15 protein-coding genes are annotated in these 15764 nt (G+C 36.5%); 3 read left to right on the forward strand and 12 right to left on the reverse strand.

Annotated elements, in window-relative coordinates:
- Positions 1-5 precede the first annotated feature (5 nt).
- The 4 genes from ACYVJ6_RS03270 to ACYVJ6_RS03285 are packed head-to-tail and all read right to left on the reverse strand — an operon-like array spanning position 6 to position 3721.
- Entirely contained in the window at positions 6-1172 is a 1167-nt protein-coding gene (locus ACYVJ6_RS03270; protein ID WP_460692596.1) for a DUF4350 domain-containing protein, read from the reverse strand.
- Entirely contained in the window at positions 1169-1894 is a 726-nt protein-coding gene (locus ACYVJ6_RS03275; protein ID WP_460692597.1) for a DUF4129 domain-containing protein, read from the reverse strand. Before ACYVJ6_RS03275 ends, ACYVJ6_RS03270 begins: the two co-directional genes overlap by 4 nt.
- On the reverse strand, positions 1894-2772 hold the full coding sequence (locus ACYVJ6_RS03280; protein WP_460692598.1) for a hypothetical protein: 879 nt from the start codon (positions 2770-2772) through the stop codon (positions 1894-1896). The genes ACYVJ6_RS03275 and ACYVJ6_RS03280 overlap by 1 nt, the downstream gene beginning before the upstream one ends.
- On the reverse strand, positions 2762-3721 hold the full coding sequence (locus ACYVJ6_RS03285; protein WP_460692599.1) for a stage II sporulation protein M: 960 nt from the start codon (positions 3719-3721) through the stop codon (positions 2762-2764). Before ACYVJ6_RS03285 ends, ACYVJ6_RS03280 begins: the two co-directional genes overlap by 11 nt.
- 90 nt (positions 3722-3811) lie before the next feature.
- Between ACYVJ6_RS03285 and ACYVJ6_RS03290 the strand changes: the two genes are divergently transcribed.
- Positions 3812-4540, forward strand: a complete 729-nt coding sequence (locus ACYVJ6_RS03290; protein ID WP_460692600.1) for an RDD family protein — start codon at positions 3812-3814, stop codon at positions 4538-4540.
- Here ACYVJ6_RS03290 and ACYVJ6_RS03295 read toward each other — a convergent pair.
- From ACYVJ6_RS03295 to efp, 3 genes are all read right to left on the reverse strand, one after another.
- A complete protein-coding gene (locus ACYVJ6_RS03295) occupies positions 4533-4838 on the reverse strand; it encodes a DUF2752 domain-containing protein (protein ID WP_460692601.1) in 306 nt (101 codons plus the stop codon). The genes ACYVJ6_RS03290 and ACYVJ6_RS03295 overlap by 8 nt on opposite strands.
- A 61-nt stretch (positions 4839-4899) precedes the next feature.
- Positions 4900-6009 carry a GAF domain-containing protein gene (locus ACYVJ6_RS03300; protein WP_460692602.1) on the reverse strand — a complete coding sequence of 370 codons (1110 nt, stop codon included), beginning with the start codon at positions 6007-6009 and terminating at the stop codon, positions 4900-4902.
- Between the two features lie 172 nt (positions 6010-6181).
- Positions 6182-6742, reverse strand: a complete 561-nt coding sequence (gene efp / locus ACYVJ6_RS03305; RefSeq protein ID WP_460692603.1) for an elongation factor P — start codon at positions 6740-6742, stop codon at positions 6182-6184.
- Between the two features lie 148 nt (positions 6743-6890).
- Between efp and ACYVJ6_RS03310 the strand changes: the two genes are divergently transcribed.
- Positions 6891-7415, forward strand: a complete 525-nt coding sequence (locus ACYVJ6_RS03310) for a hypothetical protein (protein WP_460692604.1) — start codon at positions 6891-6893, stop codon at positions 7413-7415.
- A gap of 9 nt (positions 7416-7424) precedes the next feature.
- On the opposite strand, the gene ACYVJ6_RS03315 is transcribed toward ACYVJ6_RS03310, so the two are convergent.
- Together ACYVJ6_RS03315 and ACYVJ6_RS03320 are read right to left on the reverse strand one after the other, a co-directional pair.
- A complete protein-coding gene (locus ACYVJ6_RS03315) occupies positions 7425-8630 on the reverse strand; it encodes a hypothetical protein (RefSeq protein WP_460692605.1) in 1206 nt (401 codons plus the stop codon).
- 103 nt (positions 8631-8733) lie between these two features.
- Positions 8734-9057 (reverse strand): hypothetical protein, encoded by a 324-nt coding sequence (locus ACYVJ6_RS03320; protein WP_460692606.1) that lies wholly within the window; start codon positions 9055-9057, stop codon positions 8734-8736.
- A 139-nt stretch (positions 9058-9196) separates the two neighbouring features.
- On the opposite strand from ACYVJ6_RS03320, the gene ACYVJ6_RS03325 reads away from it, so the two are divergent.
- Positions 9197-10255 carry a fatty acid desaturase gene (locus ACYVJ6_RS03325; RefSeq protein ID WP_460692607.1) on the forward strand — a complete coding sequence of 353 codons (1059 nt, stop codon included), beginning with the start codon at positions 9197-9199 and terminating at the stop codon, positions 10253-10255.
- A gap of 50 nt (positions 10256-10305) precedes the next feature.
- Here the strand turns inward: ACYVJ6_RS03325 and ACYVJ6_RS03330 are convergent, their stop codons facing one another.
- From ACYVJ6_RS03330 to ACYVJ6_RS03340, 3 genes are read right to left on the reverse strand one after another with little or no spacing between them, the layout of a single operon-like run.
- Positions 10306-13326 carry a T9SS type B sorting domain-containing protein gene (locus tag ACYVJ6_RS03330; RefSeq protein ID WP_460692608.1) on the reverse strand — a complete coding sequence of 1007 codons (3021 nt, stop codon included), beginning with the start codon at positions 13324-13326 and terminating at the stop codon, positions 10306-10308.
- A gap of 60 nt (positions 13327-13386) precedes the next feature.
- Positions 13387-13767: a cupin domain-containing protein gene (locus ACYVJ6_RS03335; RefSeq protein ID WP_460692609.1), complete on the reverse strand. Its 381-nt coding sequence runs from the start codon at positions 13765-13767 to the stop codon at positions 13387-13389.
- A 4-nt stretch (positions 13768-13771) separates the two neighbouring features.
- Positions 13772-15760: a transketolase C-terminal domain-containing protein gene (locus ACYVJ6_RS03340; RefSeq protein WP_460692610.1), complete on the reverse strand. Its 1989-nt coding sequence runs from the start codon at positions 15758-15760 to the stop codon at positions 13772-13774.
- Positions 15761-15764 lie beyond the last annotated feature (4 nt).

Genomic DNA, 15764 nt, shown 5'->3' on the forward strand with positions numbered 1-15764 from the left:
TATATTTAAGCTTGTGCGTAAAATTTCTCTATCAGTTGGTTTAATATAATTAGTTCGTGATCGGTAATATTTTGTTGATGGTATATATAATTAATATGGTCAACCAACTCCCGGGTTAATGATTGGTGTACACCGGTTTTATTGGCCATAGTATCAGCAAACTCATGGTCCATTTTACCGGTTTTTAATTGATACCGCTCGCGAAGATAGCTTTGCAGGTAAATTATTTTTTTAACGGCAATGTTGGCATTATCACGTTTGTCATAATATACTTTACCCACTACTTTAACAAAATCAAGCGTCGAGTTTTTTAAAGGTTCAATAACCGGTATAACCCTTTGCCTGCGTTTAACTTCAAACAATAAAAAAATCATTAAAGTTATAAGGGCTAAGTAGTAAGCATACTTTAAATTGGTGTGTTCAAAAATCACCCGCATAGGTGATGAATCTACCGGGATGTCATTATTTTGATGCTGATCCCAATAGATGTTTTGTTTAACAGGTAAATAGGATATTGCTTTTTCTGCGTAATTCTTACCCTGCGCCGATAACAGGCTGTAATTACTAAACAATTGCGGATTGGCACAAACAAACAATTTGCCTTTTCCGTATTGAAAACTCAGGTAATTGCTATGTCCGCCACTATTCATACCCAAAATTGTGGCTTTTGCAGTATCAAACTTGCTAAAGTATCGTTCGCTTATTTCTTTATCAAAGCGGTAATAACCGGGGACTTTTAAACTGGGATTGGTGAAATTTACAAGCGTGTTTTTTTCTTTAATTTCTGTCTCTGCATCAAGGTGCAATTCCGTGCTAAAATATCCATCCCAGCCAAAAGCGCTTATAAATACATTATTGCCGTCCTTTATGTACTTAATCAGCTCATTAAAATCAACCTTGCTTAATTTTACCTCATTAGCAATAATTATATAATTGCCCGGCTCAATACCCTGTTTAAAAAGACTGTAAATGGATTTGTTGGTCCTGGTAATATTGGTTTCTGGAAATATATCATTTAGCTGATGATAAAATATATAGGTTCCAAAAGGTATTTTATCATTGTACCGAAGGCTTGTTTCCCAATTAAATGGCACAGGTTTGTTATACTCAATAACCACATATACAGTTAATAGTAAACAGGCCCCAATAATGTAGTATTTAAAATCTTTCATGCCCTGTTAACTTTAAAATCAGTGAACATTGCATTAATCTGGCTATATATTTTTTCGTTGATGTTAAACTCGCCATACCATACGTATTCAAACTGCCGGGTTAAAATATTAAAAGCCTGCCGCTGATCGGTATTGGTTAATTCATTAACATAAACTGTATTGGTTTTATTAATATCCCAGGCAATTTGCCCGGCATCGCTTAACTGCTTAAGGCATTTTAAATAAAGTAACCTTACTGCCAAGCGGTAATTGTGTTGCTGCGTGGCAATTTGTATACCATTATCCAGGTCCATTTCGTGAATATTCTCCGTAAATTCATCGTAAAGAAGGGCAACGTGTGCCGTTTTACCCTTTATAATGCTTGCATTAAAACCGCTTAGTTTTAAAATTAAAAATATCAATGCGGCTACACCTAACGCTATTAAAAAGTAATTTGTAACGCTGTTAAGGGTAGGGTTTACATCAAACAAATTCCAAAACCACTGCTTAAAACGCTCCCATGGCGATGTGCCTACAAAATTATCATCATATTTAAATTCCCTTTGTTGGCTGTAGTTTTTTAAAGCATTGGTATTAAAATGTCTTGGTGCAACCTTTGTAGTATCGTTACGGACAACCAAAGCAGATAAAACCTGCTTTGGTATCTTAGTAGTCGTATCTGCATTAGCAATAACCGCATTTAGCGTTAAAAAAAAGAAAAATAAATACAGGTATCTAAACATTAGTATTCTTCGGCCGGTAAATTGTTATCAGCATCGTTATTACCTAATTGATTTATGCGGTTCAATAATCCGGCACCTTCTTTACCTTCGCTAACACTAAAATAGCATAGGGCCAGTGTTACAAAAGGTAATACGTACAAAGCATGACAAATTTGCCCAACAATTACCGCTGCAACCGCCATCGGTTTTGAAATTTGCAGGCCTTTTTGCGGGTTTACCAATGTATCAATAAAACTGGTTACCGAGAACGGAGCGACTGCTATACCCATGGCGATACTTACTATTAAACCCATTATAAATAATGACCCAAACACCAGCCACCAATTGTTTTTAATAAGTTTAAAACTCTTACTAAAAGCATAGCCATAACTGGTGTTCTCCACCATCATAATAGGAAATATTAATCCTAAAATGGGGTATAGATATATACCAGGAATAACACAAAAAATGAATCCAATAAATGCTATAACTATGTTTATTAATGTACTGCCAAAAATTTTAAGATAATAGTATTTAAAGTACCCCCAAATTTCTTCGTTGGTAGGAGCAATGTTTCCTTTTTCTCTATACAAAGTTATATATGTCAGCGTGGTTACCATAATAGCTGTAATACTAAGCATTGAAAACAGCAGGGCTAAAAAATATTCGACACTAAAAATTTTGGCCACGGCATTTGATGCCATTTGCGGATCTCTGTAAACATCAGCCATTTTAAATTGATTCAAGATACCTAAAACTGCGGCAGCTAATAAAAAAATACCGCAAAAGGTAAAGAAGGCTGAAATAAGAGATTTAAAATTTTCGCGTACAAATAAAAACGAGTCGGAGATGATCTCTCCAAAATCGCGTACTTTGGCAAATTCAACTTTAGGTTCCATAATTATGAGGGTTAAGGTTTTTTGATAATTTGTTAGGGTAAATAATTACATACCATATAATAAATGCGGTAGAAGCACTTAGTATGAAAATACTCATCCATATAGGCATTTCGGTATGTCGGGTAATAAAACTTTCAAAAAAAGCAGCAATCACAAAAATAGGAGCCAGGCCGATAGCTATTTTCATTCCATCTTTAGCACCTTTTTTTAAAGATACCATACGACTGTAGGTTTTTGGGAACAACAAGCTATTACCTAAAACTATACCTGCGCCACCCGCAATTACAATGCTGGACATTTCAAGTACGCCGTGTATGCAAATAACCAGTATAGATGCCATCCCCAGGTTTTTACTAAAGAAAAAATATTCGAACGATCCAACCATTAAACCGTTTTGTAATAAAAAGTAAACAGAACCCACAGATCCGAATATACCGCACACAAAGGTTACTAATGATACCCAAATGTTATTTGCGCCAATCTGCAAAAACATCAAAAATTCGCCGTCTTGTTTATATACAGCAAATGGGTCGCCTTTGGCTATATTGGCCAGTGTCATATCTACATAAGCATCGCCTAAAATAAGCCGTATAAATGTTTCGTCGTACTTAGCGGAGAGGGCACCCATCAAGCAAAAAACAGTAAAGAAAATAAAAGAATACAGTAGTTTATTTTGGTGGAATTTAAATAGCAAAGGCAGTTCATACTTCCAGTACAAAATAAAGCGGTTACTTTTTTCGGTTTTGTTTTTATAGATGGATTGATGCAGCTGCGAGGCTAACCCATTTAAATAAGCCGTAGTTTTTGATTTTGGGTAAAAGGTTTTAGCATACGCCAGGTCATCAGTTATTTGTATAAAACGGTCCGCCAATTCGTCAGGGTTGCTGGCAGGGTTTTCAAAACTTTTCCATTTGGCCGAGTTTTGCTTTACAAATAATGGTTCGCGCATGGGGCAAGGTTGGTATTATTGGGTTAATTTAATTACAAAATTTGTATCATTCAATTAATTGTTGAATATTCAGTAAATAAATTTTATCACATGCAAACCATCCGTATAACTACATCACAAAATATTGATATTGATTATGAGATTGCCGGCGTGGGCGAGCGCATATTGGCTTACCTTATTGATGGAGCTATTTTTGTATTGGTATTTATAGCACTTTCCATTTCCTCTGCTTTTATTAGTGGCGGTAACAGAACCTTTATAATTATTATAGTGATGATTTGGTTTGCGATATTTATTTTTTACGACTTGATATGCGAGATTTTCATGAACGGCCAAAGTGTTGGCAAGCGTGTGATGAAAATAAAAGTGATAAGCCTTGATGGGAGCCAGCCTACTATAGGCCAGTATATGCTGCGCTGGCTATTCAGGATAGTGGATTTTAGCCTAACCAGCGGCCTTTGTGCGGTGATATCAACCTCTGTAAGTAAAAATAGCCAGCGCGTGGGCGATATGGTTGCGGGCACAACGCTTATTAAAACAACATCGCGTACACAAATAGAGGCTATAGCATTTACCCCGCCTGACGAAAATTATAAACCTGTTTTTACTGAAGTTTCTCAACTAAAGGACAGAGACATTATATTGATACATGAGGTACTGTCCAATTATATAAAGTTTGGCAATTACGATATATTGGCTGTTGCCGCGACTAAAATAAAGGAGTTGTTAAATATTAAAACCGACATGGACGATGTAATGTTTTTAAATACCCTGGTTAGAGATTATAACCATACCATAGCTGCCGAACAAGTTATATAACATTGGCATAACCCAGCATTTTAATAGTGTAACTGAACATTATTATTAATGCAACAATAATTAATAAGGGCTTTAGCGGTATGCTTTTTTGTTGCTTTGATTTTAAAATTAAGGCAAGTAGGTAGTAAATCAAGAGCATCAATATGGGTATAGCCGGTGGATATAGTAAAAAGCTTTTTTTTAAATTCCCCTGAAATAGCTCAATTACCGACCGTTGAAAACCGCACCCCGGACAATCAATACCGGTTAGGTATTTAAAAGGGCAGGGTAGTAAATGATGAAGTATCCAGTTAAACATTAATGCAAATATTTACAATATTATACAAAATGCATAAAGTAGCGGTGATGGTTCAAAGAAATTAATTAGCAGTGTTTGGAACGATCGATTGCACGGATAGAACTACTCCATTTATTTTTTCATCAAGTTCATTTACAGCACTTTCCATCATAGTCAAACAATCTTTATCAAATTCATAATCATATTCTTTAATCACATTCATTAACCCAAGTATGGATGCTACTGGTCTGCGGTATTCATGTGACTGTATGTAGGCGATACTTAAAAGCGACTCGTTTTGAGCTGTTATTTCGGCAAGGTGTTGTTTCTTTTCATTGATATTAGTGGCGTTAAGGCTTATACTAAAAATTTCACCTTCGTCATTTTTTACGGGGTCCAATAATATGTTCCACCAAATGGATGTTTGGTTATCATAATTAACCAAAATTTCACGGTTAACGCTTTTGCCAGATTTTGCTAATTTAAAGTCGTTAATAAAAGTTGCTTCATAACCAGCATTAATAAAATTGAGAAAGTTTTTTCCGTTTTTAATATTTTTCCCGCTTGTTTGTTTAAAGAAATTAAATACAGATTTGTTAAAGTGTAGTATTTCAAAATCTTTTCCTAACAATAAATAGCAGGATGACGAGCTGTTAAAAAACGCCCTTATCTTACTCTCAGAATTTGCTATTTCGATCTGTTGATTTTTAACCACTAACAAATTCATTTCCAACTCCAGTAAGTTCATTACTTGCTTTGATAAGATAGTTAACATTTGTTTTTGACGATCGGTAAAATCTTGCGGGGTTTGGTCAAATACACAAATTGATCCAAGGTGATAGCCATCATTGGTGATTAAAGGTGCGCCTGCATAAAAGCGTACACCGTATTCGCTTTCAACTAAAGGATGGTTTTTAAAACGTTCATCAGCCAAGGTATCCGGTATCACCATGGCCTCATTGGTGTTGATCAGGTGTTTACAAAATGAGTTTTCTCGTGTGTTTTCAGATATATCTACACCTAATACAGATTTTATCCATTGAATTTCTTCGCCCATTAAAGTAATCATGGCAATAGGAACCTGGCATATCTCTGATGCAAGTGTAACCAGGTCATTTAATTCCCGGTTATTCTTAAAATCAAGTTCGTTAAATTTTCTTACTACATCGAGTCTTTTTGTTTCTGAAATCATACATAGCAGCTAATAAACTAATAAGATAAGTACGTAAAGTTGTAAGAGACTGGTTTTGAATACTACTTACAGACAAGTGAAATGATTAATAGTTTCATTGTAATGACAATCTAATTTTTAAGCAAAAAAAAGCCCCGCAGAAATGCGGGGCTTACATAAATTTTATGTCGATCTATTTTACACGTTCAACGTATTCGCCGGTGCGGGTATCTACTTTTATTTTATCGCCTACGTTTACAAATAGCGGCACTTTTATTTCAATACCATTTTCGGTTGTAGCGGTTTTTAATGCGCCCGATGATGTATCGCCTTTAACGGCAGGTTCGGCATAGGTAATTTCCAGTTCCACAAAATTTGGTGCCTGAGCCATTATCGGTTCTTCGCTTTCAAAAGAAACTATTACATCCATGTTCTCTTTTAAAAATTTAACAGAGGGGCCAAACAAAGATTTTGGTATGCTGAATTGATCATAAGTGGTATTATTCATTACCACCATATTATCACCTTCTTCATATAAATATTGGTAATCGTTGGTTTCTACACGGCAAATTTCTACCTGCTCGTCTGTAGCTAAACGGGCCTCTACAATTTTGCCTGTTTTAATATTACGAAACTTATCTAAATAAAAAGCGCCGCCTTTACCCGGTGTACGGTGCAACACTTCGGTAACAGTTACCAGTTCGCCATTGAAACGTAATATGTTCCCAACTTTAATTTCAGATGCTTTTGCCATTGTATGCGTTTATAAATTGTGCCCAAAGATATATTAAGTTGTCGAACCATTAAATTAAAATCAAAGATTGTGATTGTTAACATAATGATAACATGCAATTTTGTAGCATTGAAGTTAATTAAGGCGTAATGATATAAAAAAACACGCTATGAAAACTTTATCAAAACTAATCCTGATTGCACCTGCCTTGATGTTATCAATAGCATCATGTACCAAACAAACCATTACTATTCCCGATGACAACAATTTAACCGCTTGCCCGGTAAACGGCCAATGCCAATCGTTATTTACAGAGAATGCAGATGTGAATGAGCAAGACATGGCACTATTTGCAGGCCAGTATCGGTTGTTTTGGGATGAATATCAAACAGAGAGCCACTCTACAAAAATATTTGTTAAAGCGCCAATGACCGGTAATAGCTTCTATTTAAAGGCAGAGGATATTGCAGCGGGTAAGGTGTTGGTTATTCAAGGCTGCCCTACATGTTTAATGGTGGCTTACAAACCTGTAGCAGGTTATGTAAAGGGAGTAAACCGCGAGCCCGGAAAGCGCGCTGATCAATCGCGATGGTTACTGGAGGCTCAAATAATAAGGCAGGCCATGAACCACCCCGAACTAAAAGATACTCTTTACTTTAAAAGATACTTTACTCCAAATTTTGTATATAATTGATAAACAGTGTTACCTGTTAATCGGATCGTAATTATATACAATTTGGTATGAGGAATTTTTAAGGTTGCTTGATAGCTGGCCAATGCCAAGGTCCTTTAACTGCGGCGTTGGCTCGCATACCGAATAGCTTTTGCCATTATAAACTATTTGCTGGCCTATAGGCTTATTAAATTGTACAGCAATGTTTATATGGGTAGGGTATAAAACAGCTATCATTGGCAGATCATAAATTTCTTTTACCAGGTAAAAAAATAAGGCGGCACGGTCATCGCAATCACTATATTCCGAACTTAATGTTCTTTCAGGCGACAGGCGTTTTTCTTTACCGAAATTACGTTCGTCATCTTCATATAAAAAGGCATAACGGGTAAAACGCATCAGGTAATCAACTCCATCTTTTTGGCTCATGCCCTTTACATTTTTAGCCAGGAAGGGTACAATGGAGTTATAAGTTTCCTTACTAAGGGGGATATTAAAATAAGACTCATAATCTACTACAGGGTAATTAGTAAATATTCTGTCCACATCAGCGTTTAGCCTTATGCTAAAATTATAGCTCTTGTTTTTATAATCAAAGTTGATCTGTTTGGTATAATAGTCCTCCGGTTTAAAATCGGGCATCCTTGTTACTTTATATGAAAATGGTTTTACCGCATCAGGTACGGTAATATTAACAGGTATAGGAAGATATTTATGCAGATCCATATTACCCAGATCATGGTAGTTTAAAGTGGTGTATTTTTTTTTGTCAATAATAAAGTACGGCAGGTCAGAAACATCTTCCTCATTTAAAACATAAAATACCATGCTTTTATTGGCTATGGCCAACCGCGCATCATAGCCCGATTTGGTCATTAAAAACCATTTATACAGCGTGTACCTATCGTAATTAACAGCCTTAGGGCTTATTTGCTGGGCAACTTTACGTACCAGTTGGTAATAAAGCCAATCATTAAGTTGGTGCTTGTTTCTATAATTGGTTAATGAATCAACGATAGGCTGATAATTACCGGCACTTATTTTACTATAAAATTGTTTAACGGATTGGGCTGATAAGCTATCCGGTGCATCAATAATTATAGACTTATCAAACTGCAGATTAAAAACTTTATCATAAAATTCAAAGCATACCTGTTTATTCACATCCTGGCAGTAGCCGGATATGCTCATTACCCATAAGGCAATGCTTAAACAAATTAACTTTAAGTAGCGCATTAAATATAATTGGTATATTAAATCTACGTAATCTAAACGTTAAATACAAGTTAATTGTTTATTATGACATTTATAATGCGCTGTGTATTAAGCTAATATTAAGTTACACTTTGGGCTTAACCGTAACTTTTTTCCAAAGGGAGTAAATACCGTAAAAAAACATGAAAATGATAAATACATATACCCACCACGAGATATTGCGCCCTGCAATAATTATGTAGGTATAGGGAATGCTAAAGAAAACGCAAGCAATTAATAATGGTGTAATTACCGACTTTTTTGTCCTGATATTTTTAAATACCCACCCTAAACTGGTGAAGAAGCATACTTTACTAATCAAGTATAATGAGCCCAATATTAAAGGGTCAACCCCATGTTTTTCGCCCAGGGTAATTACCCATTCTTTAAATATTTCAATGTATTCCATCCTCGGCGCAAGATAGACATATTACCTAGTAGTAGGGTTTGGCAATCAAATTAAAAGCATGTTGTATACGGTGCTTATGAAAGGCTTGTGAATAAATTTTATATTTGTTTGAATTAGCAAGTAACCATTGAGCATAAATATGCCTTTTTTAGATGATGTGTTAAGGCCCCCCAGATACGGATGGCAAAATGAAAAAGGTAAGGTTGTTAAACCTACTTTAAAGCAGCTTTTTGGTGAATATTTTTATAATATCAACATCTTTAAGTCCCCTAAAAACTGGCTTGCTTTTTTCGATTTTATAGTGACAGTATTAACCCAGTTTTGCTTTATAATTTTTATTTTCAAGTTTTTGAGTTGGTTAACCTTAATAGCCCTTATTTTAGGTGTATTTGTGTTGAGTATACATCAAACTGTGTGGTATCATCGTTATTGCACGCACCAGGCCTATAAGTTTCGAAATGCTTTTTGGCGGATAATTACTCAAAATTTAGCCCTTAGGGTGCTTTCTGAAGAAAGCTATACAATATCTCACCATGTGCATCATTTTAAACCAGATCAACCCGGTGATCCTTATAACGCAGAGTGTGGGTTTTTTTATTGTTTATTAGCCATAGTAAATCATCAGCACATTGTCCAGGATCTTGATGAGGGGGCTTATAATAAGATTAAACGTTTAATGAAACATACTGGAGTTCCCGGAAATACCTATGAGCAATATCTTCGTTGGGGAACATATACTAATCCCTGGAAAGCCATGTTATCATGGTTGCTTAACTGGTCATTTTGGAGCCTCATTTTTTACTTAATAGGAGGTATATCTATGTTATTCTGCTTGTGGGCAACAACAGGAGTTTGGCTGGTTTTAGTTCGCAATTTCAATCATGATGGTCATTCGTTTGGTGGAAACTTGCAACGAGATGGAATTGATTTTAATTCCAAAGACCGATCTATTAACCAAGTAGCGTATGGTATTGTAGCCGGGGAATGGCATAACAACCACCATCTATTTCCGACCAGTGCAAGGAGTGGGTTTAAACCTGGTCAGATAGATATGGCCTGGTACTACATTAAGTTTTTGAGTAGGATAGGTGCTGTAAGTTCTTACCGGGATTCAAAAAAGCAGTTCTATGAAAAATATTATATTCCTTATATGAAAAGTAAAGCATCAGTATCTGAAAATGCCGTTTCAAGTATTTAAAAGCAATGCCGGTACTTAGCAACAAGGATATGAAGTATATACGCATATTGTTATCTGATAATAGTTACACTGCCAGAAGCGAGTTTCTTCCCATTATTTGTGATAGTGTAATAATAAGTTCCTGATGGAAGCTGGTTGCCATTATAAAAGCCATCCCACGGAAAATATTTTAAATTTTTGTAAACTAACGAACCATATCTGTCCCAAATAGCGACATCTACACTAGCGCCTTCAATAAGTCCTTTTATTTTCCAACTATCATTTATGCCATCGCCATTAGGTGTAAAAGCATTTGGAATAGTCAATACTCCGATTTCGTCATCAGTAATTTCTATATCTACAATATTGGTAATATCAAATGGCCTGGTATTAAAGTCTGTATTGTCAGCGTTGAAAATAATTTGCCTGTAGTTATAAGGGTTGACAATATTATCATCAAGTACTTTAATTGGAATTTGAAGCCCGTTTTGAAAAGCAGGTAAAACCGCATTATTAATAATAGAGTCAATTCGCTTATCATTGTTTATTTCTACACCCTGCCAAGTGTATTTAACAGCAGTATTGCTTTCCATTACGTAATCTTCAGGAAGTTTTAAAGTATAATGGTCAGAGTTTCCTTCCCTGATGATCAACTTTTGAGGCTGTAATTGAAAAAATGCTTTAGAAAGGTCGTTGTCAACCGCTAATAGCCGTAATGTATCTGAAATTATATTATTGTTTTGCCTGAATTTAAATGCCCCCAGATAATTATCTGAAGCTGATAATGTAATGGTTATATTTTTATCTGTTCGGATCACATGATCATCCGGATAGGTTATAGTAAATACTTTTGAGGGGTTAGCGTTATCAATTATAACCTGATTAGCCGACTGCTGTAAAAAAGAAAACCATTTAACTGAATTGATTTTAATAGTTAAAGGCGATTGTAGTTTGTACGGCGATGCTAATTGTAATGAAAAATCTGCTTTACCGTTCTCTAAAACATCATTAATACCTGATATATCAATAAGTCTGTTTGCAGGTACATTATCAATATCAATTATCTTTATCTCTATAGTATTATTTACAGAAGTAAATGCGCCAAGATTGGTGCTATCGGCAACTATTTTGCCACTAATAAATTCATTGCCCTCCAGCACATTATCAATAGTTGCGCTTAATGGTATAGTTACGCTGTTAGTATCAGCCGGAATTGAAATATTAATAGGATTATAATCAACACCGAGTGTGGCTTGATGCGCCGTAGTATCTATTAAAAAGTTGAAATTTAATCCTTGCTTAAACCAAACATGATCAGGAAAACTAACTTTAATTGTACCGGGAGGACCCCCTTCTGTAAGTTGTGGAGTGTATGAAATTACATATGCTCTGTTTTCATTATCCTCAACCGTAAAAGAAATATTAGGTTCAACTTCATAACCAATTGCTAAAGCTCTTGCTTTAAATTCTAAAACAAACTTTTCAGTATTTTCAACATAATAATCATCAATAACAGGTATGCTAATTGTGGTGTCTGAAGTACCTTGCTTTATAACAATGGTTGAGGGTAATGTAATATCATTATCATTAACACCTGTTAAAATTTTAGTATCAATGACAATATCTTCGCTAGCCGGACAAGATGCCGGAAGCTTAAACTTTAGCTTTACATTCCGTGTCCCCTCTCTTCCGTTTTGCACCAGTTCCACTTTTACCTTTTTACATGAATCTGGGTCTTGAAGTATGTATTTTACCCAAAAATAACTCATATGTAAATTATAAGAGACTGTGTAGTTTTGATTGTTGAAGGTATATGAGGTTGAATATGTGTTATTCCTGCGCATTTGCATATTAAGTGTGTCACCTTCCATTTTAACAAAATTTCGGGTGAAAGCACTTAAACCGCTATTAGGATCTTTAAGTTCGGGCTTTAATATAGTTTGATTTAAATTTTTATCCATAAATATCCAGTCAAACTCTGTCCCGGTAAATCCTACCGGTAAATTTAGATAATAGCCTTTGTCGTTTTTATTGATGCCGTCGTAAATTTTTCTGCCGGTACTGGAATACAGTTTTACAGAATCGATCATGTTGAGGTTTTTATCAAATTTAAAATCATAATAACCTATATGGTACACTCCATTTTGATTATGACCATACAAATTTGTAAGCATTTGATACCCGTTGTTATATTTTCTTAGTTCTGTTGGAAAATCACCGTATAATATAAACGGCTTCTCTGATAATACATTACAATTAGTATTAAGTATTACTGTTTTTCTTGTAGTATTATCACCCCGAAAACTAACTAGTGCCGCGTTATCATTATCAGCAGTAACCATTATTTGAGGTATAGATGCCCTTGTAGGGTCATGGTAAATCGCTGTAATTTGTCCGCTAGAATTTACTTTTGCTACAAAACCATTTGGAGAAAACCCGTTTGGATCATTATTATTTAATGTGTAATTCTGTATTTTTAATTGTCCATAAAATATGGAACTCCAATAAACTCCATCATTGGCCAATGCAATTGGTCCACCTATCATGTTACCTGCATTAGCTGTGTTTTCTGATATGATGCCCCAAAGTGACTTGCCCGCTTTATCAAATTTAATCAGGAATGTCCCTGCGGTTAAATTTTTCCCATCATCAAGCGTAATGCCTCCTCCAGCTCCTGATATATATATATTCTGATTTTTGTCAACTTTGAGGTCATAAATCCTATCTGTAGCATTAATATTGGGACTAACAACTGCCGTTAGTAACCTTGACCATAACAATTGACCCGAACTATTATACTTGCCTATTACTGAATAATCCGAAGATCCGTGTCTTACATATAACTGTCCATGAAAATTTATATCATATCTTGAGTTAATGATGACGTAAGCGTTTCCGACATCATCTTTATATATTTTACAGTTAGAATCTTGTGCATATCCTAAATAAATGGACTGTAAATAAGTGTTTTGAGCGACTGCACTAAAACAAATTATAATACATAACACAAAAAGAATGTAGACTTTCTTCATTAAATTTAAATCATGAAAGTAATATTTTTTAAATAATAAAAGAGCATCATCAGCAAACAAAAAAGCCCCGTGGAAATCGGGGCTTAATCAATCGAACTTAAAACAAACAATCAATTATTATTATTCTGGAAATTCAATTTCTTCAAACATTTTATAGTTGTCGATATTAGTTGCCGGGGCAAAAAAGCATATCACTTTCATTTCCACATCGCCGGTGTTTTTTAGCATATGTACTTTGCCCTGCTCAAATAATATAGCCGAGCCTGTCTTCACTTCTCCAACTTCACCTTCAATCATTACTTTACCATGTCCTGACATAATATAGATCAGTTCCTCGCTTTGCGGATGCGAATGTGCCGGCCTTACGGCTTCGCCCGGTTGCACGCGTATTACGCAAACCGATAAGTTTTTGGCCTGTAATGAATCTTCGTTAACCAGCCAACGCATTGACCTGCCCGGATGCTGTACCTCAGGTACATCTGATTCATGTATAATGGTCATCTTATTATTTCTTTAAAGTTTTTAAAATCGTCTCGCTCAGTTTAGCGCCATTTAAATTATAATGCGCGGCCAATTCGTTATAGGTACCCGAGTGGATATAATGCAATCCGCCTTTGGTTGTGGTATTGATAGCTATCAGGTTTTTGGTGTTGATACTGGCTTCCTGCTCAAATAACACCTTCCTGAAATGCGACCACAAATAACCATTGTTTTGCTCGGCAATAAACACCGGTTTGCCTGAACGATATAGTTCGACAATAGCTTTCTCATCTACTGTAGGCATATCCAGTACATTAACAGTTATTCCCTGCGCCTCTAATTTAGCAGCGGCATCCAAAGCCTCATATACTCCACGGCCCGAGCTAACTATAGTAGCTTGCGCATTTGCTGAGTATTTAGCGTCATAAGCTTTACCAAATTCAAAAGTAAAATCAGCGTCATATAGCGCGATAGAAGGTGCCCGGAGTATACGCAGGTATATCATTCCTTTATTGCCTTCTGCAATCCATTTAAGCACGCCCAATAGCTGTTGCGGGCATGATACGTTGATGATCTTTAATTGAGCAACCTCATTAAACAGCATCACATCATCATTACCCATGTGCGTAGCGCCGTTTGATTGGGTCTCCAAATCAGCAGCGGTAGCAACCATGGTATAATCCAATCCGTGCCCTTCAGATAACCAGCCGTTTTTCTCGGCTATAACCTCCAAACGTTCCTGGTGGCCGACTGCAATACGGCGCATTACTTTCCAGTCAAAGAAAGGGCAGAAGGTACTTACCCAGGCATTTCCGCCCAATATGGCAAAGGCTTCGCCCAATAGCATCATGTTTGATTCGGCCACACCGGCATTTAACGCGCGGTATTTATCTACAAAGCCAATACCAGCCTGCAAGCCACTGGTGGATGCCAAATCCGAGTCGACAGAAAATATTCTATTGTCCTTCGCAAAAACCCTCATAGAAAGCTCGATGATCTTGCTTGACACGTATGACTGGCCTTTTTCTACCTTGGGCAATTGTACCGCTTCGTATTTTATCTTTTTATCCCGGACAGGGGCCTTTTTGGTTTTTACAGGAGTTTCAACAATCCCCAGTTTACCCTTGCCAACTTTGAATCCCATTTTTTCAGCATGTTTTAAGATGGAATCTTTTACACCTGCCAAATCATCGCCCGCTAACTGATCAAAGAATTTGAAAAAGTCTTTTTCCCGTGCATTGCGTTGTTGTATCTGTAGCGCATCTTCCTGGTCTAAGATATCAGCAGCTATTGTAGCCTTATGGGTGTTCATGTAATCAGAAAGCCCGCCGTGACCTTTGGTGGTTTTACAAATGATAACGGTTGGCCTGCCATCCCTATTGCCGTATTTAAACTCCGCCAAAGCAGCATGAACGGTATGATATTTAGTAGCATCAACCTCAAACACCCGCCATCCAAAACTGGCGAAAGTATCGCCCAAGCTATTGTGGGGGAAATGCAGTGTGCTTACAATGTCCAGTTGCCCGCCATTATTGTCTACCAGTACGCAAAAATTATCTAAACGTTTGGAGCCGGCATACATTACAGTTTCCCAAACCGGCCCTTCCTGCAATTCGCCATCGCCGGTTACGGTGTATACATCAAACTTAGGCGAACGTTGCCCTGCAATAGCAAAGCCCTGCGCCACGCCAATACCTTGTCCCATTGGGCCGGTAGCTACGTGTACACCCGGCAATAATGGACCTGGATGCCCATTCAACAAGCTGTTTACCGAACGAGAGTTTTTTAATACAGCGCGGTCAAAATAACCCAGGTCAGCATAAATGGAGGCTAAGGTTGCTACCGCGTGACCCTTGCTCAATACAAACATATCCTGGTCGGTTGCCGTTGGCTGCTCAATGTTTAAGTCGATGATGCCGCCGTAAAATAGGCTCACCATGGGTATTGTGGCAGATGATGCGCCACCTATATGGATAGAGCTATCAACCGCGTGCCTGCACTGGTATAAATTCAATAAT

Source organism: Mucilaginibacter puniceus, assembly GCF_054783175.1.